Annotated in this window: 20 protein-coding genes, 2 rRNA genes and 1 pseudogene; 16 read left to right on the top strand and 7 right to left on the bottom strand. The window is 67.5% G+C overall.

The window, feature by feature from the left end; all coding sequences use genetic code 11:
- Window positions 1-113: 113 nt before the first annotated feature.
- From AMYNI_RS0110295 to AMYNI_RS0110270, 6 genes are all read left to right on the top strand, one after another.
- A 23S ribosomal RNA gene (locus AMYNI_RS0110295) occupies window positions 114-3,237 on the top strand.
- Between the two features lie 87 nt (window positions 3,238-3,324).
- Window positions 3,325-3,441, top strand: a 5S ribosomal RNA gene (rrf, locus tag AMYNI_RS0110290).
- Between the two features lie 110 nt (window positions 3,442-3,551).
- Window positions 3,552-4,307, top strand: coding sequence for a type 1 glutamine amidotransferase (locus AMYNI_RS0110285; protein ID WP_020667922.1), 756 nt, complete (start codon window positions 3,552-3,554; stop codon window positions 4,305-4,307).
- Between the two features lie 94 nt (window positions 4,308-4,401).
- On the top strand, window positions 4,402-5,547 hold the full coding sequence (locus AMYNI_RS0110280) for an inorganic phosphate transporter (protein ID WP_020667921.1): 1,146 nt from the start codon (window positions 4,402-4,404) through the stop codon (window positions 5,545-5,547).
- A gap of 34 nt (window positions 5,548-5,581) precedes the next feature.
- Window positions 5,582-8,536, top strand: a complete 2,955-nt coding sequence (locus AMYNI_RS0110275; protein WP_020667920.1) for a bifunctional [glutamine synthetase] adenylyltransferase/[glutamine synthetase]-adenylyl-L-tyrosine phosphorylase — start codon at window positions 5,582-5,584, stop codon at window positions 8,534-8,536.
- Between the two features lie 49 nt (window positions 8,537-8,585).
- The gene (locus AMYNI_RS0110270; protein WP_020667919.1) at window positions 8,586-9,017 is read left to right on the top strand and encodes an acyl-CoA thioesterase; all 432 of its coding nucleotides are present in this window, start codon (window positions 8,586-8,588) and stop codon (window positions 9,015-9,017) included.
- A 155-nt stretch (window positions 9,018-9,172) separates the two neighbouring features.
- Here the strand turns inward: AMYNI_RS0110270 and AMYNI_RS0110265 are convergent, their stop codons facing one another.
- Window positions 9,173-9,817, bottom strand: a complete 645-nt coding sequence (locus AMYNI_RS0110265; RefSeq protein WP_020667918.1) for a TetR/AcrR family transcriptional regulator — start codon at window positions 9,815-9,817, stop codon at window positions 9,173-9,175.
- 139 nt (window positions 9,818-9,956) lie between these two features.
- Between AMYNI_RS0110265 and AMYNI_RS0110260 the strand changes: the two genes are divergently transcribed.
- The 3 genes and pseudogenes from AMYNI_RS0110260 to AMYNI_RS48090 all read left to right on the top strand — a co-directional run.
- Window positions 9,957-10,736 (top strand): SDR family oxidoreductase, encoded by a 780-nt coding sequence (locus AMYNI_RS0110260; RefSeq protein WP_020667917.1) that lies wholly within the window; start codon window positions 9,957-9,959, stop codon window positions 10,734-10,736.
- Window positions 10,733-11,179, top strand: coding sequence for a nitroreductase/quinone reductase family protein (locus AMYNI_RS48095; protein WP_211225482.1), 447 nt, complete (start codon window positions 10,733-10,735; stop codon window positions 11,177-11,179). Before AMYNI_RS0110260 ends, AMYNI_RS48095 begins: the two co-directional genes overlap by 4 nt.
- A 43-nt stretch (window positions 11,180-11,222) precedes the next feature.
- Window positions 11,223-11,357: pseudogene (locus tag AMYNI_RS48090) on the top strand (acyl-CoA thioesterase); the annotation flags it as partial.
- A 69-nt stretch (window positions 11,358-11,426) separates the two neighbouring features.
- Here AMYNI_RS48090 and glnA read toward each other — a convergent pair.
- Window positions 11,427-12,851 carry a type I glutamate--ammonia ligase gene (gene glnA / locus AMYNI_RS0110245; RefSeq protein WP_026360259.1) on the bottom strand — a complete coding sequence of 475 codons (1,425 nt, stop codon included), beginning with the start codon at window positions 12,849-12,851 and terminating at the stop codon, window positions 11,427-11,429.
- Window positions 12,852-13,024: 173 nt separating this feature from the next.
- On the opposite strand from glnA, the gene AMYNI_RS0110240 reads away from it, so the two are divergent.
- Window positions 13,025-13,504: an RDD family protein gene (locus AMYNI_RS0110240; RefSeq protein ID WP_020667913.1), complete on the top strand. Its 480-nt coding sequence runs from the start codon at window positions 13,025-13,027 to the stop codon at window positions 13,502-13,504.
- A gap of 33 nt (window positions 13,505-13,537) precedes the next feature.
- On the opposite strand, the gene AMYNI_RS0110235 is transcribed toward AMYNI_RS0110240, so the two are convergent.
- A complete protein-coding gene (locus AMYNI_RS0110235) occupies window positions 13,538-14,266 on the bottom strand; it encodes a DUF4191 domain-containing protein (RefSeq protein ID WP_020667912.1) in 729 nt (242 codons plus the stop codon).
- Between the two features lie 65 nt (window positions 14,267-14,331).
- Here AMYNI_RS0110235 and AMYNI_RS0110230 point away from each other — a divergent pair, with 65 nt between their 5' ends.
- From AMYNI_RS0110230 to AMYNI_RS0110210, 5 genes are all read left to right on the top strand, one after another.
- Window positions 14,332-16,428, top strand: coding sequence for an ATP-dependent DNA helicase UvrD2 (locus tag AMYNI_RS0110230; protein ID WP_020667911.1), 2,097 nt, complete (start codon window positions 14,332-14,334; stop codon window positions 16,426-16,428).
- Between the two features lie 195 nt (window positions 16,429-16,623).
- The gene (locus AMYNI_RS0110225; protein ID WP_020667910.1) at window positions 16,624-16,911 is read left to right on the top strand and encodes a hypothetical protein; all 288 of its coding nucleotides are present in this window, start codon (window positions 16,624-16,626) and stop codon (window positions 16,909-16,911) included.
- A 136-nt stretch (window positions 16,912-17,047) separates the two neighbouring features.
- Entirely contained in the window at window positions 17,048-17,458 is a 411-nt protein-coding gene (locus AMYNI_RS0110220) for a WhiB family transcriptional regulator (RefSeq protein ID WP_020667909.1), read from the top strand.
- 317 nt (window positions 17,459-17,775) lie between these two features.
- Window positions 17,776-18,636: a class I SAM-dependent methyltransferase gene (locus tag AMYNI_RS0110215; RefSeq protein ID WP_026360258.1), complete on the top strand. Its 861-nt coding sequence runs from the start codon at window positions 17,776-17,778 to the stop codon at window positions 18,634-18,636.
- A complete protein-coding gene (locus AMYNI_RS0110210) occupies window positions 18,633-18,818 on the top strand; it encodes a hypothetical protein (RefSeq protein WP_020667907.1) in 186 nt (61 codons plus the stop codon). The genes AMYNI_RS0110215 and AMYNI_RS0110210 overlap by 4 nt, the downstream gene beginning before the upstream one ends.
- Window positions 18,819-18,821: 3 nt before the next feature.
- Here the strand turns inward: AMYNI_RS0110210 and AMYNI_RS0110205 are convergent, their stop codons facing one another.
- The 3 genes from AMYNI_RS0110205 to AMYNI_RS0110195 form a co-directional block, all read right to left on the bottom strand.
- Window positions 18,822-19,763, bottom strand: a complete 942-nt coding sequence (locus AMYNI_RS0110205) for a hypothetical protein (protein ID WP_020667906.1) — start codon at window positions 19,761-19,763, stop codon at window positions 18,822-18,824.
- A gap of 217 nt (window positions 19,764-19,980) precedes the next feature.
- Complete coding sequence (locus tag AMYNI_RS0110200) at window positions 19,981-21,327, bottom strand: ABC1 kinase family protein (RefSeq protein ID WP_020667905.1); 1,347 nt, start codon at window positions 21,325-21,327, stop codon at window positions 19,981-19,983.
- A 174-nt stretch (window positions 21,328-21,501) separates the two neighbouring features.
- The gene (locus tag AMYNI_RS0110195) at window positions 21,502-22,554 is read right to left on the bottom strand and encodes a TOMM precursor leader peptide-binding protein (RefSeq protein WP_026360257.1); all 1,053 of its coding nucleotides are present in this window, start codon (window positions 22,552-22,554) and stop codon (window positions 21,502-21,504) included.
- 200 nt (window positions 22,555-22,754) lie between these two features.
- On the opposite strand from AMYNI_RS0110195, the gene AMYNI_RS0110190 reads away from it, so the two are divergent.
- Complete coding sequence (locus AMYNI_RS0110190) at window positions 22,755-23,303, top strand: M48 metallopeptidase family protein (RefSeq protein ID WP_026360256.1); 549 nt, start codon at window positions 22,755-22,757, stop codon at window positions 23,301-23,303.
- Window positions 23,304-23,311: 8 nt separating this feature from the next.
- Here the strand turns inward: AMYNI_RS0110190 and AMYNI_RS0110185 are convergent, their stop codons facing one another.
- The gene (locus AMYNI_RS0110185; RefSeq protein WP_020667902.1) at window positions 23,312-24,697 is read right to left on the bottom strand and encodes a zinc-dependent metalloprotease; all 1,386 of its coding nucleotides are present in this window, start codon (window positions 24,695-24,697) and stop codon (window positions 23,312-23,314) included.
- Window positions 24,698-24,828 lie beyond the last annotated feature (131 nt).

Here is a 24,828-nt window from a genome sequence, read left to right as displayed (position 1 = left end):
TGGCATGCTGTTGGGTCCTGAGGCAACACGCCTTGGGGTCATCTGATCCTTCGGAGTTGTTGTTTCGTGGGTGTGGTGTTTGAGAACTGTAGAGTGGATGCGAGCATCTTTGTGGTCAAGTTGTTAAGGGCACATGGTGGATGTCTAGGCTTCAGGAGCCGATGAAGGACGTGGGAGGCTGCGATATGCCTCGGGGAGCTGTCAACCGAGCTGAGATCCGAGGATTTCCGAATGGGGAAACCCAGCACTCGTGATGGAGTGTTACCCGCATCTGAATATATAGGGTGTGTGGAGGGAACGCGGGGAAGTGAAACATCTCAGTACCCGCAGGAAGAGAAAACAACCGTGATTCCGTGAGTAGTGGCGAGCGAAAGCGGATGAGGCTAAACCGTATGCATGTCAAGTTGTCAGGCGTTGTGTGTGCGGTGTTGTGGGACCCAGCGTGAAGATTCTGACAGGTCTTCGGATGCGCGCCATGGTTAGCGGAACACTTTGGGATAGGTGACCGGAGTGGGTGAGAGTCCCGTACGCGAAAGCTGTGGTTTGTGTGTTTGTTTGGTGTTCCCGAGTAGCAGCGAGCTCGTGGAATTTGCTGTGAATCTGCCGGGACCACCCGGTAAGCCTAAATACTTCCTGGAGACCGATAGCGGACTAGTACCGTGAGGGAAAGATGAAAAGTACCCCGGGAGGGGAGTGAAAGAGTACCTGAAACCGTGTGCCTACAAGCCGTCAGAGCATGGTGACATGTGATGGCGTGCCTTTTGAAGAATGAGCCTGCGAGTTAGTGCTGCGTGGCGAGGTTAACCCGTGTGGGGTAGCCGTAGCGAAAGCGAGTCTGAATAGGGCGATGGAGTCGCGTGGTCTAGACCCGAAGCGGAGTGATCTACCCATGGCCAGGGTGAAGCGACGGTAAGACGTCGTGGAGGCCCGAACCCACTTAGGTTGAAAACTGAGGGGATGAGCTGTGGGTAGGGGTGAAAGGCCAATCAAACTCCGTGATAGCTGGTTCTCCCCGAAATGCATTTAGGTGCAGCGTCACATGTTTCACATCCGGGGTAGAGCTACTGGATGGTCTAGGGGCCTTACCGGGTTACCGAAATCAACCAAACTCCGAATACGGGTGTGTGAGAGTGTGGCAGTGAGACGGCGGGGGATAAGCTTCGTCGTCGAGAGGGAAACAGCCCAGAACACCAGCTAAGGCCCCTAAGTGTGTGCTCAGTGGGAAAGGATGTGGGATTGCCCAGACAACCAGGAGGTTGGCTTAGAAGCAGCCACCCTTGAAAGAGTGCGTAATAGCTCACTGGTCAAGTGGTCCTGCGCCGACAATGTAGCGGGGCTTAAGCACACCGCCGAAGCTGTGTCATTGACACAAGAGATCCGCTTCAACGTTCGCGTTGTTGTGTAGTCGTGTTGATGGGTAGGGGAGCGTCCTGCATCCAGGGAAGCCACGGTGTGAACCAGTGGTGGAGGGTGTGGGAGTGAGAATGCAGGCATGAGTAGCGAAAGCAGAGTGAGAAACTCTGCCGCCGGATGACCAAGGGTTCCTGGGCCAGGCTAATCCGCCCAGGGTAAGTCGGGACCTAAGGCGAGGCCGACAGGCGTAGTCGATGGATAACGGGTTGATATTCCCGTACCCGTGTATGTTCGTCCCTGATGAGGCGGTTGATACTAACCACCCAAAGCATCATGGTGAAGCCTTCGGGTGGAGTTGTGGTGTGGAGCGTGGGATCTGATTCCGTAGTAGTCAAGCGATGGGGTGACGCAGGAAGGTAGCTCCGCCAGTGAATGGTAGTACTGGTGTAAGCGTGTAGGAGGAGGTATAGGTAAATCCGTACCTCGTATACTCTGAGACGTGATGCGTAGCCGTTGAGGTGAAGTAGGGTGATCCTATGCTGCCGAGAAAAGCCTCTAGCGAGAACATGTACGGCCCGTACCCCAAACCAACACAGGTGGTCAGGTAGAGAATACTAAGGCGATCGGGTGAACTGTGGTTAAGGAACTCGGCAAAATGCCCCCGTAACTTCGGGAGAAGGGGGGCCAAAGCACTTGAAGCCCCGTGCGGGCTAGGGTGAGTTGGCCGCAGAGACCAGCGGAAAGCGACTGTTTACTAAAAACACAGGTCCGTGCGAAGAAGCAATTCGATGTATACGGACTGACGCCTGCCCGGTGCTGGAACGTTAAGAGGACCGGTTAACTCCCTTTGGGGGGTGAAGCTGAGAATTTAAGCGCCAGTAAACGGCGGTGGTAACTATAACCATCCTAAGGTAGCGAAATTCCTTGTCGGGTAAGTTCCGACCTGCACGAATGGCGTAACGACTTTCCGGCTGTCTCAACCACAGGCCCGGCGAAATTGCACTACGAGTAAAGATGCTCGTTACGCGCGGCAGGACGGAAAGACCCCGGGACCTTTACTATAGTTTGGTATTGGTTTTCGGTTCGGCTTGTGTAGGATAGGTGGGAGACTGTGAAGGCATCACGCTAGTGGTGGTGGAGTCAATCTTGAAATACCACTCTGGTCGAATTGGGAATCTCAACCTCGGACCATGATCTGGTTCAGGGACAGTGCCTGATGGGTAGTTTAACTGGGGCGGTTGCCTCCTAAAGAGTAACGGAGGCGCCCAAAGGTTCCCTCAGCCTGGTTGGCAATCAGGTGTTGAGTGCAAGTGCACAAGGGAGCTTGACTGTGAGACTGACGGGTCGAGCAGGGACGAAAGTCGGGACTAGTGATCCGGCACCACCTGGTGGAAGGGGTGTCGCTCAACGGATAAAAGGTACCCCGGGGATAACAGGCTGATCTTGCCCAAGAGTCCATATCGACGGCATGGTTTGGCACCTCGATGTCGGCTCGTCGCATCCTGGGGCCGGAGTAGGTCCCAAGGGTTGGGCTGTTCGCCCATTAAAGCGGCACGCGAGCTGGGTTTAGAACGTCGTGAGACAGTTCGGTCCCTATCCGCCGCGCGCGTAGGAGACTTGAGGAAGGCTGTCCCTAGTACGAGAGGACCGGGACGGACGAACCTCTGGTATGCCAGTTGTCACGCCAGTGGCATGGCTGGTTAGCCACGTTCGGAAGGGATAACCGCTGAAGGCATCTAAGCGGGAAGCCTGTTCCAAGATGAGGTCTCCCACCCCTTTGTGGGTTAAGGCCCCCAAGAGACCATTGGGTTGATAGGCCAGAAATGGACGCACCGTGAGGTGTTATCGAGTTGACTGGTACTAATAGGCCGAGGACTTGCCCACAAACATGCTACGCATCCGCTCTACAGCTCTGAAACACCACACCACCCCGCAGCAACTATGTGGGCGGGGTTGTGGTGTTGATAGAGTTACGGTGGTCATGGCGGCAGGGAAACGCCCGGTCCCATTCCGAACCCGGAAGCTAAGCCTGCCAGCGCCGATGGTACTGCACCCGAAGGGGTGTGGGAGAGTAGGACACCGCCGAACACCCTTTAAGGGAGGGGGTTCGGGTCCCGGTCGAGAACCAGCACGGTTCTCCCGAGACCCGAACCCCCTCCCTCTTTTTATGCCCAAAACCGGTCCGTACCCTCGGTCAGGTGAGCGCACCGCGACTGCTGATCATCCAGCCCGACCCCTCCGACCCGCCGGGCCCGCTCGGCGACTGGCTCACCGGCGCCGGCGCCGAACTGGACGTCCGGCTGCCACCGGGGGACCAACTGCCGGAAAGCCTCGACGGCTACCAGGGCTTGGTCGTGCTCGGCGGCGGGATGGACGCCGACGACGACACCAACTACCCGTGGCTTCCCGCCGTCCGGCGGTTGCTCGCCACCGCGGCCGGGACCAGGCTACCGACGTTGGCCATCTGCCTCGGCGCGCAGATGCTCGCCGACGCCACCGGTGGCCGGGTCGTGCTGGGTGACCGCGGGCCCGAAGCCGGCGGTGCGCTGGTGTCCAAGAAGGACATCGCGTGGACGGATCCGCTCTTCGCCGACCTGCCGCTGATGCAGGACGTGCTCCAGTTCCATCGGGACGCCGTCGACCGGCTGCCGCCGGGAGCGGAACTGCTCGCCTCGGCGCCGAAGTATCCGAACCAGGCATTCCGGTTGAACGGCTGCATCTACGGCATTCAGTTCCACATCGAGACCACGCCCGAGGTCGTGCTGGAATGGGCTCGGGACTCGCCGGAGCTCGCCGAATTCGCGCGTGCGGGTGCTTTCGAAACCGAAACACTCACCCGGCTGCACGAAGACCTCGAACACACCTGGCAACCTTTCGCCGAGCGGTTCGTCCGACTGGTCGAGGGGAAGCTCCAGGCGGCGGTTGATCCAGGACGGAGTTTGCCGCTCGCGTAGCAAGCCACCGGCCTCGGTATTAATGGCGCCTTAACGCTCCTGGGTGATCGTCAGGTACGTTGCGGGGGAAGGCACACAGGGTTCGGAGGTCGGGGTGGACCCCACGTTACTGGTCGTCGTCGTGGTCGCCACGGCGCTGGTCTTCGATTTCACCAACGGATTCCACGACACGGCCAACGCGATGGCCACCTCGATCGCGACCGGTGCGCTGCGGCCCAAGACGGCGGTGGCGCTGTCCGCAGTACTGAACCTCGCCGGCGCGTTCCTGTCCATTGAGGTCGCCAAGACCATCTCCAGTGGACTGGTGGACGACAGCAAGGTCGGCCCGGCCATCGTGTTCGGCGGCCTGATCGGCGCCATCATCTGGAACCTGTTCACCTGGTTCGTTGGGCTGCCGTCGAGTTCGTCGCACGCACTCTTCGGTGGCTTGATCGGCGCGACCTGGGTGGCCGCGGGCAGCGATTCGGTGCACTTCGCGAAGATCCTGGACAAGGTGCTGCTGCCGGCCGTGGCGTCGCCGGTGATCGCCGGCACCGTGGCGATGACGGCGACCTTCCTGCTCTACCGGTACCTGCGCCGGCGCAAGGGCGAACAGACCGCGACGGGCTTCCGGGTCGGGCAGATCATTTCGGCGTCACTGGTCTCGCTCGCGCACGGCACCAACGACGCGCAGAAGACCATGGGCATCATCACCCTGACGCTGATCAGCTCCGGCACGCTGGCACCCGGTTCGGCGCCGCCCACCTGGGTGATCATCAGTGCCGCGCTGGCGCTGGCGCTCGGCACCTACCTCGGCGGCTGGCGGATCACCTACACCCTGGGCAAGGGCCTGACCGACATCGAGGGGCCGCAGGGCTTCACCGCGCAGACCAGCTCGGCCGCCGTAATCCTGGTGTCCTCGAACTTGGGGTTCCCGCTGTCCACCACCCATGTCTGCTCGGGTGGGGTGCTCGGCTCCGGCGTCGGTCGCCGGGGTGCGCCGGTGCGCTGGGGACTGGCCGGTCGGATGGTCATCGCCTGGCTGTTCACCCTGCCGGCCGCGGCGGTGGTCGGGGCGGTGGCCGGCAAGCTCACCTCGCTCGGTACCGGCGGCACGATCGGCGTCGGGATCGGCGGCATCCTCTTCGGTGTCGGCATCTATCTGCTTTCCCGCCGCAAGCCGGTCACCGCGCACAGCTTCCACGTGCCGGAGCCGTCCGCACCAGGGGCGGAACCCGCGTCGCCGCGCCTCGCCGCCTAGGACCAGGCCGCCCGGCCGACTACGGTAGGTGGCGATGGCAGAGCGATCCCGGCCGACCGCGTCCGCGGCGCGATACGGCTTCACCGACGACCGTGCCGAGGACCAGTTGCGGGCCGCCGGCTGGTGGGGTCCCGATGGTCCGGTGGAGAGCAGCGGCGAAATTCTCAGCTCGCTGACCCGCTCTGCGGACCCCGATCTCGCGCTGCGCGGCCTGGACCGGATCCGCGAGGCCGACGAGTCCGGCTGGGCAGAACTCGACGAGGCGCTGCGGACCGATCGGGTGCTGCGCGGCCGGCTGCTCGGCGTGCTCGGTGCGTCCAGCGCACTCGCCGACTTCCTGGCGAGCGCGCCCGGCCAGTGGCGCCGGCTGACCGGTGGGAAGTCCACCGAGGCCGGTACGTATGCGGATCAGCTGCTCGCCGCGGTCCGCGAGCCGGAACAGCCGGAGCAGGCGCTGCGTGCCGAATACCGCGGGCTGCTGCTCGAAATCGCCGCGGCGGACCTCGGGCATGTCGTCGACGACCAGCTGGTGGCGCCGCCGTACGCGGAGATCGCCAGCGAGCTCACCGCGCTGGCCGAGGCCGCGCTGGTCGCCGGGCTCGCGCTGGCCGAGCACGAAATCGGGCACCCCGAGGACGTGCGCCTCGCGATCATCGCGATGGGCAAATGCGGTGGCCGCGAACTGAACTACGTCAGCGACGTGGACGTCATCTTCGTCGGCGACGGCGACCTCCAGGCGGCCACCCGGCTGGCGAGCACGACGATGCGGATCGTCGGCAAAGCCTGCTTCGAGGTGGACGCGGCGCTTCGGCCGGAGGGCAAGTCCGGCGCGCTGGTCCGCACCATGGAAGGGCATACGGCCTACTACAAGAAATGGGCCCGGACCTGGGAGTTCCAGGCGCTGTTGAAAGCACGGCCGGTGGCCGGGGACGTCGAGCTCGGCCGTGAGTACGCCGAGATGGTGGCCCCGATGGTCTGGTCCGCCGCCGATCGGGAGAACTTCGTGCCCGACGTCCAGCGGATGCGCCGTCGGGTGGAAGGGCACGTGCCCTCCGAGCTGGCCGAGCGCGAGCTGAAGCTGGGCCGCGGTGGGCTGCGGGACGTCGAGTTCGCCGTGCAGCTGCTGCAGCTGGTGCACGGCCGGGTCGACCCCGAACTGCGCTCACCGTCCACAATGGACGCCCTGGCGGCGCTCGGCGCCGGTGGGTACGTCGGCAGAGCGGACGCGGCGGAGCTGACGGAGTCGTACCAGTTCCTGCGCACCGTCGAGCACCGGCTGCAGCTTCGGCGGCTGCTCCGGACGCATCTGTTCCCGGACGCTTCGGACACCGCCGAGCTGCGGATACTGGCCAGGGCCACCGGGATCCGGCCAGCCCGTGGCCGCGGCGCCGGCGAGCTGCTGCTGGCCGAGTTCCGCCGGCACATCCAGCGGATTCGGCGGCTGCACGAGAAGCTGTTCTACCGGCCGTTGCTGCAGTCGGTCGCCAATGTGCCCACCGAGGCACTGCGGCTGACCACGAAACAGGCGGCGAGCCGGCTCTCCGCGCTCGGTTACGCCGCGCCGGACGGCGCGCTCCAGCACATCAAGGCGCTCACCGCCGGGGTGTCCAGGCGCGCGTCGATCCAGCAGGCGCTGCTGCCGGTGCTGCTGGACCTGTTCGCCGACACCCCCGACCCGGACGGCGGCCTGCTGTCCTACCGCAAGGTCTCCGAGGCGCTCGAGCAGACCCCGTGGTACCTGCGGGTGCTGCGGGACGAGGGCGCCGTGGTCGAACGGCTGGCTTACCTGCTCGGCACTTCGAAGCTGGTGCCCGACCTGCTGGTCCGCGCACCGGAGGTGCTCCAGCTGCTGGGCGACCCGGCCAGGTTGGCCGGGCGTTCCCCGGCCGAGGTCGCGACCTCGCTGCGTGCCGCGGTCAGACGTCAGCCCGGGCTGAACGCGGCGGTGACCGCGGCCCGTTCGCTGCGCCGGCACGAGCTGCTGCGGGTGGCGTCGGCGGACCTGCTCGGCCTGCTCGAAACGCCGGCCGTGTGCGAGGCACTGTCCAGCGTCTGGGGCGCGGTGCTGCAGTCCGCGCTCGCGGCCGCGACTCGTCAGCGGACGGCCGAACTCGGCGCCGAACCGGCCACCATCGCGGTGATCGGCATGGGCAGGCTGGGTGGGGCCGAGCTGGGCTACGGCTCGGACGCGGACGTGCTGTTCGTCTGCGCACCGGCGGAAGGCGTCTCGGACACCGACGCGGTGAAGTTCGCGTCCTCGGTCGCGGAGACCGTGCGCAAGATGCTCGGCGCGCCGAGTCAGGACCCTGCCCTGCAGGTGGACGCCGACCTGCGGCCGGAAGGGCGTAGCGGTCCGCTGGTGCGCACACTCGAGTCGTATCGTGCGTACTACGCGCGTTGGAGCGAGGTGTGGGAGGCGCAGGCCCTCCTGCGCGCCAAGTTCATCGCCGGCGACACCGAGCTGGGCGAGGAGTTCATCGCCGCGATCGACCCGATCCGCTACCCCGACGGCGGCTTGGACCTGGCCAAAGTGCGTGAAGTGCGGCGGATCAAGGCGCGGGTGGAGACCGAGCGGATGCCCAAGGGTGCCGACCCGACCCGGCACACCAAGCTCGGCCGTGGCGGGCTCGCGGACGTGGAATGGACCGCGCAGCTGATGCAGCTGCGGTATGCGCACGAGGTTCCGGAGCTGCGCACGACGTCCACCCTCGGTGCGCTGGACGCGATCGCGGACGCCGGACTCGCCGAGCGCGCCGACACCGACTCGCTGGCCGAGGCTTGGCTGCTGGCCACCCGGGTGCGCAACGCCGGCATGCTGGTCCGGGGCAAAGCCGTCGACCAGGTGCCCAGCGCCGGCCGGGACCTGGCCGCGGTGGCGCGGGTGCTCGGCTACTCCGCGGACGACGATCCCGGCGAGTTTCTCGACTCCTACCTGCGCACGACCAGGCGCGCGCACGCCGTGGTCGAGCGGATCTTCTACGAAGGGTGAAACTCACATCCGGTGCTGCGTGCCCGGCGGGTGAGCTTAAGGTGAGGTCGTGACCGAGCGCGAACCATTCCGGGTGCAGATCAAGGTGCGGCACTACGAGCTGGACACCCTTGGCCACCTGAACCACGCCGTGTACCACTCCTACGCCGAGGTCGCCCGGCTCGAGCTGTTCGAGCAGGCCGGCGGGCTGAAGGCGTTCGCCAAGGATCGGGTGGCCTCGGTGCTGCTCGAGTCGCACATCAGCTTTCGCCGCGAGCTGCGGGCGGGCGACGTCGTCGAGGTCACCTGCGACACCAAGTTCGGCACCGGCAAGACGTTCAAGATGGACTCGAACATCTACAAGCTCGACGGCACGCTCTCCGCAGAGATCACCTGCACGATCGGGCTGATGGATCTGGACAAGCGCAAGCTGGTCGCCGACCCGCACGGCCGGTTCGTCAGCGCGGGCCTCGACCTGAAGCTGATGTCCACTTCGGAGTAAAAGGGCTCTTCACAGATGAGGGTGTAGCTGCGGGGGCTGGGCTTGCGGGTCTTGGGCCATCCCTCTTCGGTGTCCGCCCCGGGATGCCCCGCGAACGCCCTTGGTACCGACGGCCCCGATTGCTTAGGCATCAGCTCCTTTGGTGGCGGCGGGACTCAGTCGTTGGTGGACGCCCCTGGTCCCGTCGCGGCGTACCGGGCGGCGATGGTGCGGACGGCCTCGTCGACTACCTGAGCGACGCGTGCGGCGCTCACCTCCCAGCCCGGCACGAGCAGTTTCGGCCAGAAGACGTAGTTGGAGACCATGCCCAGGAACTGGGTGGCCGCGAGGTCCACGTCCTCGACCCGCACCGTTCCTGCCTCGTGCTCGGCCAGCAGGTAGCCGCGCACGGACTCGAAGTAGGGCATCTTCCCTTGTGAGAACTGCGCATGGGCCAGCTCGGGGAAGCGCGGCAGCTCGGCGATGACGATCCGGAAGAGGTCGGTCATCTGCGGGCGGCTCAACAGCGCGGCGTAACGGCGACCGATGGTGGTGAGGCCGTCGACGACGTTGCCTGCTGGCGGAGGATCGTCCTCGTCCGCCGTTGACCAGGACTCGGTGACGATGGCGTCAAATAGGGCGGCCTTGCTCGGGAACTGCTTGAACAAGGTGGCCCGAGAAACGCCCGAGCGCTCCGCGATCCGCGCCAGCGACGTCCGGTCGTAGCCCAGCTCGAGGAACAGTGCGGTCGCCGCCGTCACGATCAGCGCGCGCTTCTCCTGGGCGACACGCTGGTGGTACGCCGACAGGACGCTGCTCATGGGTGGAGCATACGAGGTGAGTGGCTTGACTCGCCATCTTCGTCGACCTAGTGTCAATGGTGGTGAGTCACCTGGCTCACCACCGGGGTGTTCATCGCTGATGGTTCCGGTAAGTCACCAGTTCACGGAGGAACCTCTGATGACCCGCTTCGACAATCAGACCGTGCTCGTGACCGGCGGGACCGGCGGTCAGGGCTCAAGTCACGTACGCGCCTTCCACGCGGAGGGGGCGAACGTGGTGATCGGAGGCACCGACGCCGAACGTGGCGCCGCTCTGGTCGACGAGCTCGGGACTCGTGCTCGCTTCACCCGCCTCGACGTCAGGGACGAAAGCTCGTGGTTCGCCGCTGTGCAAGCCGCCGAGAGCGCCTTCGGCGCCCTGAACGTGCTCGTCAACAACGCCGGCGTCCAGAACCCGCCGACGCTGATCGAGAACACGGACCAGGCCACGTGGTCGCGCATCCTCGACGTCAACGTCAGCGGGACCTTCCTCGGGATCAAGGTCGCCACTCCCGCTCTGCGCCGGGCTGCAGGTGGAGCCATCGTCAACATCGCCTCGACCATGGCCCTGGGCGGCACGGCACACTACGCGCCGTACGTCGCCAGCAAATGGGCCGTGCGAGGACTCACCCAAACGGCAGCACTCGAACTCGGCCGCGACAACATCCGCGTGAACACCATCCACCCCGGCGTGATCGCGACCCCCTTCATCCACGAACCAGCAGTCGGCGCCACCGCGGCAATCGCCGACTTCTACTCACCCGCGCCGTTCGCCATTCCCCGGCTCGGGGAGCCGACCGACGTCACCCGGCTTCTCCTGTTCCTCACGTCATCAGACGCGTCGTTCATCACGGGGTCGGAGTACGTCATCGACGGTGGGCTCCTCCTCGGCCCCGCCCTCCAGGCCGAGACCGCATGAGCACTCCAGACACGACCGGGTCGAACGACTCCGCACGGGACGCGTCTTTATCCCACCTGCCCAACCACATCCGACGAGCCATCGAGATCACACCCGCCGCGGGCACCAGAGAACGGATCATCGACATCACGACGCTGGGACGCCGTACCGGCCGAGCACGCCGCATCGAGATCTTCTTCTACCGAGCTGCGGGCGAAACCTACCTGTGCAGCGGCGCCGGCGGGGCCGCGACCGACTGGCATGCGAACCTTCTCGCCAATCCCAACTTCACCTTCCACCTCAAAACGGGATCCGTGCAGATCTGCCTGCACTGGCCACGCCTGTCACCGACCCAGCTGAACGCCAGGCCGTGCTGGCGGAGATCGTCGCGGATCTCAATCAGCCCCACGACCCCGGCACCATCCGGCCGACTCGGCTCGAAGCCTGGGCTGACAGTCGGCTGATGCGTATCAGCTTCCGCCATCGGCCGTGATCGCGGATCCCTCGACAGACACCAAGTTCGGCACCGGCAAGACGTTCAAGATGGACTCGAACATCTACAAGCTCGACGGCACGCTCTCCGCGGAGATCACCTGCACGATCGGGCTGATGGATCTGAAGCTGATGTCCACTTCGGAGTAAAAGAAACGCCGGCGACGAGGGTGTATTCCACTCCTCGCCGCCGGCGTGCTCGGTGTTTCCCCGGCGGGTTTACACGTCGTAGTACAGCGCGAACTCGTACGGGTGCGGGCGCAGCCGCAGCGGGTCGATCTCGTTCTCGCGCTTGAAACCGATCCAGGTCTCGATCACGTCCGGTGTGAACACGCCACCTTCGAGCAGGTAGTCGTGGTCGGCCTCCAGGGTGTCCAGCACGGTGCCGAGGTCGCTCGGCACCAGCTTGACGTTCTTGGCCTCCTCGGGCGGCAGCTCGTAGAGGTCCTTGTCGATCGGCTCCGGCGGCTCGATCTTGTTCTTGATCCCGTCCAGGCCGGCCATCATCATCGCGGAGAACGCGAGGTAGGGGTTGCCCGAGGAGTCCGGGCAGCGGAACTCGGCCCGCTTGGCCTTCGGGTTGTTGCCGGTGATCGGGATCCGCACGCAGGCGGAGCGGTTGCGCTGCGAGTACACCAGGCTGACCGGCGCCTCGAAGCCGGGCACCAGGCGGTGGTACGAGTTCACCGTCGGGTTGGTGAAGGCCAACAGGCTCGGTGCGTGCCGCAGCAGACCGCCGATGTAGTGCCGTGCGGTGTCCGAAAGGCCCGCGTAACCGGACTCGTCGTGGAACAGCGGCGTGCCGTCCTTCCACAGCGACTGGTGGCAGTGCATGCCCGAGCCGTTGTCGCCGTAGAGGGGCTTCGGCATGAAGGTCGCCGTCTTGCCGTTCTCCCAGACGGTGTTCTTCACGATGTACTTGAACAACTGCAGGTCGTCGGCCGCGTGCAGCAGCGTGTTGAACTTGTAGTTGATCTCGGTCTGGCCGCCGGTGCCGACCTCGTGGTGGGCCCGCTCGATCTCGAAACCGGAGCCGGTCAGCTTCCGCACGATCTCGTCGCGCAGGTCGGCGAAGTGGTCGACCGGCGGGACCGGGAAGTAGCCGCCCTTGAACTTGGTCTTGTACCCGCGGTTGCCGCCCTCTTCATCGGCGCCGGTGTTCCACCAGCCCTCGACGGAGTCGATCTCGTGGAACGCGCCGTTCTCGGCCGAGTCGAAGCGGATCGAGTCGAAGATGTAGAACTCGGCCTCAGGACCGAAGAACACGGAGTCCGCTACGCCGTACTCGGCGATGTACTGCTCGGCCTTGCGCGCGATGTTGCGCGGGTCGCGGCTGTAGGGCTCACGGGTGAACGGGTCGTGCACGAAGAAGTTGAGCGACAGCGTCTTCGCCTTGCGGAACGGGTCGATGCGCGCCGTCGCGGCGTCGGGCAGCAGCAGCATGTCCGATTCGTGGATGGACTGGAAACCGCGTACCGAGGAGCCATCGAAGGCCAGACCCTCTTCGTAGGCGTCATTGTCGAAAGCCTTCGCGGGCACGGTGAAGTGCTGCATAACGCCCGGGAGGTCACAGAACCTGACGTCGACGAACTCCACATCTTCGTCGGTGATCAGGCGCTGGATATCGTCTGGAGTAGTGGACACCCTCGGTAACTCCTTCGTCTTCTCTGCCTGAGGTAGTACTCTCTTCGGCTCACGCTAAAAGCGCGGTGTTGCCCGACCGTCACCCGTATGTTTCGCCGGTGTTAACGGATGGGTGGATATCGGGTAGTGGACCAGGGCGAACGACCTCGGCGCCAGCCGCATACCCTGGATGGGTGGCGAGATGGACCGGTGAGTGGCTGTCCAAGCCGGCCGGAGGGCTTGGCGACGAGGAACCGCAGCGGTGGCGGGGTGAGCGGCTCGGCCTGCCGGAGAGTGGTGTTGGCTCGGCCGCGGGCGGCGGCGGCAGGCTGCTGGCACTGGTGCTCGACCTGGCGCTGGCTTCCCTGGTGACTTCGTTGTTCCGGCGTCCGGTGTTCAACGACCCGGCGGCGATGCAGGACTACAACCTGTGGGCGCTCGCCGTCTGGGTGGTGATTACGGTGGTGCCGGTCACGTTCTTCGGCTTCACGCCGGGCATGGCCGCTGTCGGGGTGCGGGTCGGCAGGCTGGACGGGGTCGCGATGGTCGGCCCGTGGCGCGCTTTGGTCCGTGCCGCGCTGACCTTCTTGCTCATTCCGGCGGCGGTGCGCGACGCCGACGGCCGGAGCTGGCTGGACCGGCTGACCGGCACCGTGGTGGTACGCCTGCGCTGATCGGCCGGTGTGTGCCGATCAGCGCAGCGAAGATCAGCGGCGGCGGATGGTGCGCTGGACGTTGCGCATCTTGGCGCCCTGGGGCATCGGCCCCTTCGGCATCGCCGCGCCGCGGTTGCCCAGCGCGGCCAGCTTGGCCTCCAGCGCGTCCACCTGGGCGGGCTTCATGTTGCGGGGCAGCTTCATCAGGTAGCCCTGCAGCTTGCGCAGCGGAACCTGGCCTTCTTCGTGACCGATGACCACGTCGTAGATCGGCGTCTCGCCGACCAGCCTGGCCACCCGCTTCTTCTCCTGCGCGAGCAGGCCCTTCACCCGGTGCGGAGCGCCCTCGGCGACCAGCACCACGCCCGGCCCGCCGAGCACCCGGTGCACCGCGTCGAGCTGGGTGGTGGCCGCGACGGTCTGGGTCACCCGCCATTTGCCGCGCAGGTTGTCCAGCGCCCATGCCGCGGCACCGGGCTGGCCGTCGGCCTTCCGGTACACCGTCTTCTGCACCCGGCGGCCGAAGATGATGACCGCCGCGAGCAGGCCCAGCATGATGCCGACCGGCAGCAGCGCCCACTGCATGCCGAGCAGGAGCCCGATGCCGAACACCACGGCGGTGACGACCAGGATGGATCCGAGCATCCACGGGATGAGCGCTTTGTCCTCTTTGCGCTGCATCTTGAACGCTTCGAAGATCTGCCCGCGTTTAGCCTTGCTCGCCGCGCGCTTCTGCTTCTTGGCCTGCTTGGCAGCCTCTTTGTCCTGCTTTCCCGCCATACATCCCAGGATACGGCCGGGGTGGCACCCTAGGTCCGCTCGGCCCCCTCTGCGAGGATGCGGCGGTGGGTAGTGCTGTTTCTTCCGCTGCGTTTTCGACCAGGCCCGGGCTGCTGGACGGCCTCGACCCGGAGCAGCTGGCGGCCGCGAGCGCGCCACGCGGCCCGGTGTGCGTGCTGGCCGGTGCAGGCACCGGCAAGACCCGCACGATCACCCATCGCATCGCGCACCTGATCCAGTCCGGCCATGTTGCCGCCGGTCAGGTACTCGCGGTCACCTTCACCGCGCGGGCGGCGGGGGAGATGCGCGCCCGGCTGCGCGGGCTCGGGGTGGACGGGGCGCAGGCCCTCACCTTCCACGCCGCGGCAAGGCGGCAGCTGAGGTACTTCTGGCCGAGGGTGGTCGGCGACCGGCTGTGGGATCTGCTCGAAGGCAAGCTCCGGCTCGTCGCGCAGGCCGCGAACCGGGCCGGGGTCGCGACCGAGGCCGAGGTGCTGCGGGATCTGGCGAGTGAGATCGAGTGGGCGAAGGCCACCCTGGTCAGTCCGGACGACTACCCGGCGGTGGCGGCCAGGACTCAGCGTGACACCCCGGCGCCTGCCGCGCAGGTGGCGGAGGTCTACCGCAACTACGAGAAGATCAAGAACTCCGCGCAGGTACTGGACTTCGACGACCTGCTGCTGCACACCACGGCCGTACTGGAGGAGCACGGCGACGTGGCGACCGAGTTCCGGGACCGCTACCGCTGTTTCGTGGTGGACGAGTACCAGGACGTGACCCCGCTCCAGCAGCGGCTGCTGAACGCCTGGCTCGGTGGCCGCGACGATCTCACGGTGGTTGGCGACGCCAACCAGACGATCTACTCGTTCGGCGGCGCGTCGCCGCGCCCGTTGCTGGAGTTCACCCGGCGCTTCCCGGAGGCCACCGTGGTCCGGCTGGAGCGGGACTACCGGTCCACCCCGCAGGTGGTGTCGCTGGCGAACAAGGTGATCGGTGCCGCCCGCGGCCGCCCGGCCGGCTCCCGGCTGCAGCTGATCGGCCAACGCCCGGACGGCCCCGAGCCGCGGTTCGCCGAGTACGACGACGAGCCGGCCGAAGCCGTCGCGGTGGCGGGCCGGATCCGGCAGCTGCTCGATGCCGGGGTACCCGCCAGCCAGATCGCCGTGCTCTACCGGGTCAACGCGCAGTCGGAGGCATACGAGCAGGCACTGTCCGAATTGGACATTCCCTACCTTGTCCGCGGCGGTGAGCGGTTCTTCGCGCGCAAGGAGGTCCGGCAGGCGATCAGCGCGCTGCGCGTGGCGACCTCCCGGCCGTCCGGGGCGGACGTCGTCGAGCAGGTCCGGACGGCGCTCGCCGGGGTCGGCCTGACCGAGCAGCCGCCGCCGGGCGGCGCCGCGAAGGAACGCTGGGACGCGTTGCTCTCCCTGGTCGAGTTGGCCGAGGAACTCGCCGCGACCGTGCAGGACGCCGACCTGGCCCGCTATGTCGCCGAGCTGGAGCAACGCGCCGCCGCGCAGCACCCGCCGACCGTCGAGGGCGTCACGCTGGCGTCCCTGCACGCGGCGAAGGGCCTGGAGTGGGATGCCGTGTTCCTGGTCGGCCTGGCCGAGGGCACGGTACCGATTCAGCACGCGGACGGTGACGACAGCGCGATCGAAGAGGAGCGCAGGCTCTTCTACGTCGGAGTGACCAGGGCGCGGGAGCACTTGTCCTTGACCTGGGCGCTTTCGCGCAACGCCGGCGGCCGGCGGCACCGGCGTCGCAGCCGGTTCCTCTACGGGCTGATCCCGGAGGACCATCCGGCGGCGCGGGTCGCCCGCGCGCAGGGCAAGACCTTCGGCGGCGCGACCGCCCGGTGCCGGGTCTGCGGCGGCGGACTGACCGCGACCCTGGAGGTGAAGCTCGGCCGGTGCGCCAGGTGCCCCTCCAATGTGGATGAGGAGTTGTTGGAGCGGCTGAAGTCCTGGCGCAGCGACCGTTCCAGGGAGCTGAAGGTGCCGCCGTTCGTGGTGTTCACGGACGCCACGCTGGTCGCCATCGCCGAGCAGCGGCCTGCCGACGACGGTGCGCTCGTCTCCATCTCGGGGATCGGCGCGACCAAGCTGGAGCGCTTCGGCGCCGAGGTGCTCGCGGTGGTCCGCGCCGCCGGACGAGGTTAGCCGCGTTCGGTACCTGATTCGTGCGGCAAAGCCGCTGGTCAGGTGTATTCTTTGAGGATCGGGCGAGTTTTCTGGAAAATAAGTTGCCCTGGTGTGCTGGCGGGCCATAACCTGCTGGTACCGGGCTGGGAGCCCGTGAAGACCTAGCTTGCCGCTGGTGGGGCGAGCTTCGGACAGTGAGGGGAGGTGCTCGGAATGGACATCATCAAGATGATCGGTATCCCGGGTACCCCGCTGTCCAGCGCTGCGACTGCGCGCGCGACCGCAGGCCGGGCTACCGGCATGTCCTGGATGGCTGACAACCCCTCGGCGCTGCTTATGGCAGAACGTGCCCGTTTCATCACTGGGCACAGCTATGTCGAGAACGTTGCCGCTACCGACGCCGGGATCACTGACCCGGTGTTCATCCAGGTTGCCGTCGATCAGCCGACCACTGTCAAGCCGATACATGTTCCGTTGCCTCCACGAGAGCGCAGTCCCTGACCGACCCGTCAGGGAGACAGGCTCACGAAGGCCGCGGAACCGTACATCGGATCCGCGGCCTTCGTGTTTTTTGGGTTCAGCCATGTCCACTCGCACAACCGACCGAAAACCGTCACGACACAAAGGAGAACGGGAAATGTCATCGGCAATCGCCTTCGCGTCAGAGAGGGCGTTACCCGACGAACCCGCAGAGAACGGGGTCGGCGAACTGCTCGACGCCGTCGTCTCGCCGGAGTTCGAGCTGCCCTGCCGGTCCGGCGACGCCGACCTGTGGTTCGCCGAAGCACCCGCTGAGCTGGAGCGCGCAAAGGGACTTTGCGCGGCCTGCCCGGTCCGGGCCGCTTGCCTGGCGGGCGCACTCGCCAGGCGTGAGCCGTGGGGTGTCTGGGGTGGCGAGATCTTCGAGCGCGGCGCCGTGGTCGCGAGGAAGCGGCCCAGGGGTCGGCCGAGGAAGAACGCCGTCGTCGAGTCGCCTGTCGCAGACCGGAACGTGGAGCGGCCCGCCCAGCGCGCGGTCGCCGGCGAGCAGCGGAGCGCTGCCGCATGATCCCTGCGCCGGTCATCACTCGCAAGCAGAATGTCACGCTCGGCAAACCGAGCGTAACTCCTTTCAAGACAACGGAGATCACCGAAATGTTGATTTATGAAGAACTCGCTAGAGCCCGAATACGGGACTTGGAAGAGGACATGCGCGCGCAGCACGCACGGGGCCACGCCCGTGCGGCTCGCGGCTGGAGTCGGGTGGCCAAGTGGGCGGCGCGACAAGCGCAACGACACCAGCGGTAAGCGACTGTCGGGTGTGGACGGTGCTCGGGGGCATCGTCCACACCCGGCGTTGTCGTCTTCTCGTGTTAAATGGTCCGTGTGGCCGGACATACACACGATGACGTGGACTGGGCCGCGCGGCTTCCCGCGATGCGCCGGGCTGGTGCGCTCGAAGCGGGTGCACTGGCCGGAGTGGCCGCCCGCCTGACCGCCGACCTGCCTGCCGGCGCCACGGTGGTGGACGTCGGATGCGGTGCCGGCGGGATGAGCGCGGCACTGGCCGCCACCCTGGACACGGGTGCTCGGCTCGTGCTGGTGGACGCCACGCCCGAACTGCTCGCCGAAGCGAAGAGCGTTGCCGCGCAGGCCGCCGACGGGGTGCGGATCCAGACCGTGGAAGCCGATGTCGCCGCCGGGCTGCCGGCGGAAGTGCCGCCGGCGGACCTGATCTGGGCCTCGCACGTGGTGCACCACCTGCCGGACCAGCAGGCCGGGGTCGGGCTGCTGGCCGGTGCCCTCGCCACGGGTGGCCTGCTCGCGCTCGCCGAGGGCGGGCTGGACACCCGTTGCCTCCCGCAAGATGTCGGGCCCGGCGGGCTCGGGCTCGAAGGACGGTTGCTCGCCGCCAGGGACGAGTGGTTCCGCGAACTTCGGGAGACCATGCCGGGGTCCGTCCGGCTGCCCAACGGCTGGAACATCGCGCTGACCGACGCGGGGCTGACCGGTGTCGGCTCGTTCAGCTACCTGGTGGAGCATCCCGCGCCCGCGTCGCCGGCGGTGCGCGAGTACGTGGCCGGGCATCTCGGCTGGCTGGCCGAGGTCCTGGAGGAACGGCTCGGCGCGGAGGACCTGGCCGCGGTGCGGACCTTGCTGGACCCCGAGGCCGCCGAGTACGTGGGCGCCAGGGAGGACGTGTTCCTGCTCGGCACCCGAACGGTCCACTATGGACGATCGTCGTGACGGCGCCGGTGGGTGTGGCGTGCGCCCGATGCGGCACCGCCAGGACTGCGGGTGAAGATCCCGCGCGCGCACTGGCCTGGGCCGCGGACCGGGACGACGGTGGACTTCGCTGGCTCTGCCCGGACTGTGCCCGGCAGCATGTGCGGGACATCGAGGCGAAACTGCCCGCCGAGTACTGGTGAACCTCATGCCGCGGCCTCCAGCCCCACGGCCTGGATCGACGGCCGCGTGCGGCCGGTCGCGGTGCGGAACGCGCTGACGAGCTCCTTGACCACGGTGTCGCCGTCGTTTCGCAGCCGCTCCGGCGGGGTGCGTACCAGCATCACACCGGCGGCGGTCAGTGCGAGCGGGCCCATCGCGGCCTCGATCGGGCCACGGCCGCCGAACTGCCAGCCGAAGGCGATTTCGTCCCACCACGCGTCCGCATGGCCGATCGGTTTGCCGTTCCGGTCGCAGATCCGCACGTTCCAGCTGGGCGGCGGCAGCGGCGCGCGCCTGAGCAGCGCACGCGCGAGGCCGTGCACGAACGTATCGCCCATGGAACCGAGGGCCCGCAGCATGCCGCGGGCGGCGGCCGAGCCGCGCTGGTTACCGGTGTCGAGCTCGGCCCGGAGCTGGCCTGCCGTGCACAGCCCGTAGTAGACCGGCAGCGACAGCAGCCGCCGCAGCCGGTCCGGGTGGCTTTCCTGCCTGGCCGCGTCGATGGCCGCTCGTTCGGGCGGCGCGAAAGGCAGATCGTCCACGTACACCGGCTCGGGCATCCGGCTGGTCCGCTCCAGGTTCATGAAGCCGCGGGAAGCCATCCGGTTGCCGGCCGGCACCAGTACCTGGACCGCGCGGGTGACCGGCAGGTTCACGCCGAGTGCCCGCAGCGCGTCCGCGCCGGTGATCACCGTGCCCCCACCGGTTTTGGCCACCGCGGCGCACAGCTGCTGCCGCCGGGTCGGCTCGCTGGAGTCGAGCAGGATCACGCCCGGCAGCAGCCGTCGCCATGGGCCGCCCGGCTGGCACCGGGCCGCGATGGTGGTCTCCGACATCCCGGCCCTGAGCAGCCGGCCCCGGGTGAGGACGCCGTCTTTCGCGGCTTCGCTGAGCGCCGCCGGGTCGGCGAGCGTGGTTCGGGTCATGCTTCGAGCGTGCTGGCCTGGTGGTCCTGGCGGAACCCGGTTTGCTCAACTGTGGACAACTCGGGGTCGTGAACGGGCTTTTTCTTCCGTCAGCGACCGAGTTGTGGATAACTCAGCCTCAGTCGGTGTTGGATCGGCGCCGCGACGAAAAGCGTGTCGCGGCGCGTGCGGCTCCTTCGGCGGGTGTTTTTGGAGTGATGCAGCCAAGGTGGCCGCCTCAGTCGGTGAACCCGGGCTGCCAACGTTCCACGATCTTCCTGGCCGGGATTTCCGCGTCCAGCTGGCAGAGGATGCCGGTCGTGCCCGCTGTCACGCGGTGGATCAGCAGATACTCCGGCGGCAGGTTGAGCGAGCGCCCGGTGCGGAAGTCCTGACTGCGGATGTCGCCGACCCGGCCGGCCTGCTCCTGCATCCAGCGCCGGGTGAAGTGGAAGCGCTCGGTCAGCAGCGGCTCGGTGAACGGCTCGAGATAGGCGAGCACGTGGTCCGCGCTCAGCTCGGTTTCCGCCCTGATGAAACCGACTTCGCGCAGCAGCTTGATCAGCTCGTCGGAACGGCCGTCCAGAGCCAGCCTGGTCATTTCGCCGAGATGGCGCGGGATGCCGTTGGGCAGATTGGCGACCGCGCCGAAGTCGACAACGCCCAGCTTCCCGTCATCGGTCAGCATGAAGTTGCCGGGGTGCGGGTCCGAATGCAGCATCCGGGCGCGGACCGGTGAGGAGTAGTGGAACTCGGCCAGCAACCTGCCGGCCTCGTCACGGGTGGCGGTGTCACCGTCCCTGATGATGTCGGCGAGCGGGGTACCGCTGATCCACTCGGTGATCACCACCCTTGGCGCGCTCGCCACCACCCTCGGCACGAGCACCTGCTCGTCGCCGGCGAAGGCCTTGGCGAAGGCGCGCTGGTTCTCGGCCTCGGCGCGGTAGTCCAGCTCCTCGTTCATCCGGTTGGCGAGCTCGGCGAGCAGCGGCTTGACCTCGGTGCCCGGCACCAGCGCCTGGAACAGCCTGCTGAACCGCTGGAGCTGCCGCAGGTCGCTGCGCAGGGCCTCGTCGGCGCCCGGGTACTGCACCTTGACCGCGACCTCGCGGCCGTCGTGCCACACCGCGCGATGCACCTGGCCGATGCTGGCCGCGGCGGAGGGCTGATCGCTGAACTCGGCGAACCGCTGCCGCCAGGAACGCCCGAGCTGCTCGGCCAGCACCCGGTGGGTCTGCCGGACGGGCATCGGCGGTGCGGCGGCCTGCAGCTTGGTCAGGGCCTCGCGGTACGGCTCGGCCATTTCGTCCGGTACCGCGGCCTCGAACACGCTCAGCGCCTGGCCGAACTTCATCGCGCCGCCCTTGAGCGTGCCGAGCACCTCGAACAGCTGCTCCGCGGCCTTGGCGGACAGCGTCGCGTTGACGTCCTTGGCGCTCTGCCCGGTCAGCCGCTTGCCCCAGCCGCCGACGGCCCGGCCCGCTATGCCCAATGGCAGGCTGGCCAGTTTGGCCGTCCGCGCTGCGGTCCGGCGGGGAATCGCGGTGTCGGTCCGGTCGTCGGTCCAGTCGCTGGAGTGGGTCACTACCTGATTCTGCCTTGCCGATGATGGCTCGCGCAGCCGTTCCAGGACGTCCTAACGGCTACGCGTTTCGACGTACTGGGCTACGCTCAGGTCCCCAGCCGCAGGTCACGGGTCTGGCGTGGCAGTCGCCGCCAGAAGCACTGTCACCGAGGTAGCGGCCGGTACGCGACCGTTTCACCGATCGGGTTCGGGGAGCGCCCCGCAGTCACACGCCGGGTGCGGGACCCAGGCGCGGTGTTCGACGGTGCCCTCGAAGGTGTCGATCTCGACCGTCGCGTTCCACACCGGCGGCGGAAGATCGCTCGGGCTGAGCACCCGCAGGGCCTGTCCGGCCGCCATCGCGGCGGTCGCGTGCACGCTGCCGAGGTCGGCCCGCTGGGTCCGCCCGGCGAGTTGGCCGGCGACCTTGGGCCAGCTCGAGTCGAAACCGGTCCGGTGCAGGTCCGCACAGCGCAGGCAACTGGTGCGGCCGGGCAGCACCAGCGGCCCGACGATGCCGAGCCCTTCCCGGATGCGGACCGGGAGATGCGGCACCCCGTCCTGGAACAGCAGGTCGACCACCTCGGGTGCGGGCACCACCGCGTCCGCGAGCAGTACCAGGTCGGGGCGGCGGCGTCCGGTCGGGCGAGCGGTCCTGGTGGCCGGGTTCGCCCGGCGGACCGCGGCCGCCGCGGCGGCTCGCCGGGCGCTGCCGAGATCGGAGTCCGCGTAGCCGCTGCCGAGATCGGCCTCGGCGACCTGGCCGCTGGTGTCCACGTGTACCCGGCCCACCCCGGCCGCGGCCAGCAGGGTGGCCACCGCGACCGTGAGCCTGCCGTTGCCCTGCACCACGATCGCGCTGTGCGCGCGCCGGTGGGCAGTCTCGCGGTGGCGCAGACGGGCCCGGAGCGACCACAGGGCGGCTTCCGCGGCCGGTCGCCGGTCCTCGGCGGGCGGCGCGGCTTCTTCGAGCAGGCCGAGCTCGGTCAGGCCGGCGAGCACCCCGCGCAGCCGCTCGACGTGTTCGCTTTCAGCGAGCGCGAGCAAGGCTTCGATCCGCTTGCTTCCGTCGAGCTCGCGTAGTACCCGCACCAGGTCGGGGGTGAGCCCGCTGGCCACCACCGCATGCCTCGGATCGAGCCCGATCTGGAGCTCGCCACCGCCGCGCTCGTATACCTGCAGCCCAGGCCGCAGTTTGGGCCGTTGCGGAAGATGCAACGGCCGATATCTGGTCAGTTGTCCGCTCATGACCACCAGCGTGACCCAACCCGCGCGCCAACCCACCGCCGCGAGCCAGAGTTGTCCACAGGCTGACTTAATTGTGGACAACTGAAGGATGTGACGTTCCAGCCATCGGAGTTGTCGGTCGGTGGCCTTACCTTGGATGCGTGGCCGAAGCACGGGTGCCCTCGTTGAGGAGCCGGAACAAGACGACCCAGCAACCAGAAATCCCCCATACCCCACAGCAAAAGGTCGAAGTACGGCGTAGCGCCCGGCGCCGCCGCACGGTGACCGCATATCGGGAAGGCGACACCCTGGTGGTGCTCATCCCGGCCAAGATGAGCCGGGCCGAGGAAGCGCACTGGGTCGCCGAAATGGAGCGCAAGCTCCAGCGCACGGAGAGCAGGCGAGCGTCGCCGGCACGGGCGTCCGACAAGGCACTGGAAGCCAGGTGCGCGGAGCTCTCCGCGCGGCACCTCGGTGGCGCGGCAGGCCCGAGCAGCGTGCGCTGGGTGCCGCCGATGCGCACCCGATGGGCCTCGTGCACACCAGCGGACCGGACCATCCGGGTGAGCGAACGACTCCGGGACGTGCCGTCCTGGGTGCTGGACTACGTGCTGGTGCACGAGCTGGCACACCTGCAAGTAGCCGGGCACAACGCGGCGTTCTGGGCACTGGTCGGGCGCTACCCGAAGACCGAGCGTGCCATCGGATACCTGGAAGGGCTGTCCGCGGCGGCGGGCTGGGGCATCGCGGAGGCGGACAAGCTGGACTGAGCCTTGGCTCAGGCCTGCTTGTCGTCCCCGTCTTCGTCCGGCTTGTCGGCCTTCTTCGCCTCGTCCTCGGCGCGCTGGGTGCGTTCCAGCTCGGCCATCGGGTCCAGGCCGTCAAGGCTGCCACCGTCGCCGCCCTCGGAGCCCAGCCGCTCGGCGAAGGCCATCGGGTCGTCCAGGTCGTCGGCGGTCGGCATCAGGTCCGGGTGCGACCAGAGGCCGTCACGCTTCTCGGCGCCGTGCTGGTCACCGACCAGCTTCCACAGCGCGGCGGCGGCCCGCATCCGGCGGGGCCGCAGCTCCAGGCCGACCAGGGTGGCGAAGGTCTGCTCGGCCGGCCCGCCGGTGGCCCGTCGGCGGCGCAGCGTCTCGCGCAGCGCCCCGGCACCGGGCAGCCGGTCACCGACTGCCTCGCCGACCACCACGTCCACCCAGCCTTCGACCAGTGCGAGCAGGGTCTCCAGCCGGTTCAGCGCGGCCTGCTGCTCTGGTGTGGTCTGCGGTTCGAGCAGCCCGGAGGACATGGCCTCTTCGATGCTCGCCGGATTGCTCGGGTCCATCTGACCGGCGAGCTGCTCCAGGGCGGAGGTGTCCACCGTGATGCCGTGCGCGAACTCCTCGACCGTGGCCAGCAGCCGCTGCCGCAGCCAGGACACGTGGGTGAACAGCCGCTGGTGTGCCGCTTCGCGTGCGGCGAGGAACACCAGCACCTCGCTGCCGGGCAGCTCCAGGCCTTCGGTGAACTTCTCGATGTTCGCGGGCAGCAGAGCCGACGTCGACGTGGGGCCGAGCGGCAGGCCGACCTCGGTGGAGGTGAGCACCTCGGACGCGAGCTGCGCCAGCGCGTTGCCGAGCTGGGAGCCGAAGGCCATGCCGCCCATCTGGCCGACCATGGACAGCAGCGGGCCGGCGGCCTGCTTGGCCTCGGCGGGCAGCGCCTCCACCCAGGCGCCGGAAACCTGCTGCGCCACCGGGTCGCACAGCCGCTGCCAGGTCGGCAGGGTCTGCTCCACCCATTCGCGGGCGGACCAGGCTTTGGTGGTGTTGGCGCCGGCGGGCAGGATCGTCGCCGCGTCCAGCCACAGCTCGGCCAGGTGCGCGGCGTCGCGCACGGCCGTCGCCGAGTCGCCGGAAGTGCCGGTGGAGGCGAAGCCGATCTTGGCGTCCCCGCTGCCGGAAAGCTTCTGCAGTGCGATCTGCTTGGCCAGGTCGTAGTTGACCGGCCCGGAGGAACTGCCCGCCTGGCTCAGCATCTGACCGAGCTGGCTCAGCATCTGTCCCAGCTGGTTGAAGGCTTCTGGGCCCGTGCCGGGCTGCTGACCGCCGCCTGACGACGGCTCGTTGTCAGGACGCTTGTCGGGATCGGACGGTCCGAAGCCGAACGGGAGATCGCTCATAAGCACCACCGTACGCGGCCACTGCCACGAAATGGGGTTGACCTCGCGAGGCTAGGTGTTTCGTGCAAATGAGTGCCATGCACCGTCTCTGGTGCACCTGTCGCCCTCGTGTCACCTGCATTCAGCCGCCG

The sequence above is a fragment of the Amycolatopsis nigrescens CSC17Ta-90 genome (genome assembly GCF_000384315.1).
Lineage (GTDB): Bacteria > Actinomycetota > Actinomycetes > Mycobacteriales > Pseudonocardiaceae > Amycolatopsis > Amycolatopsis nigrescens.
The sequence above is the reverse complement of the archived record's forward strand: the minus strand, read 5'-3'. Positions and strand labels throughout refer to the sequence as shown.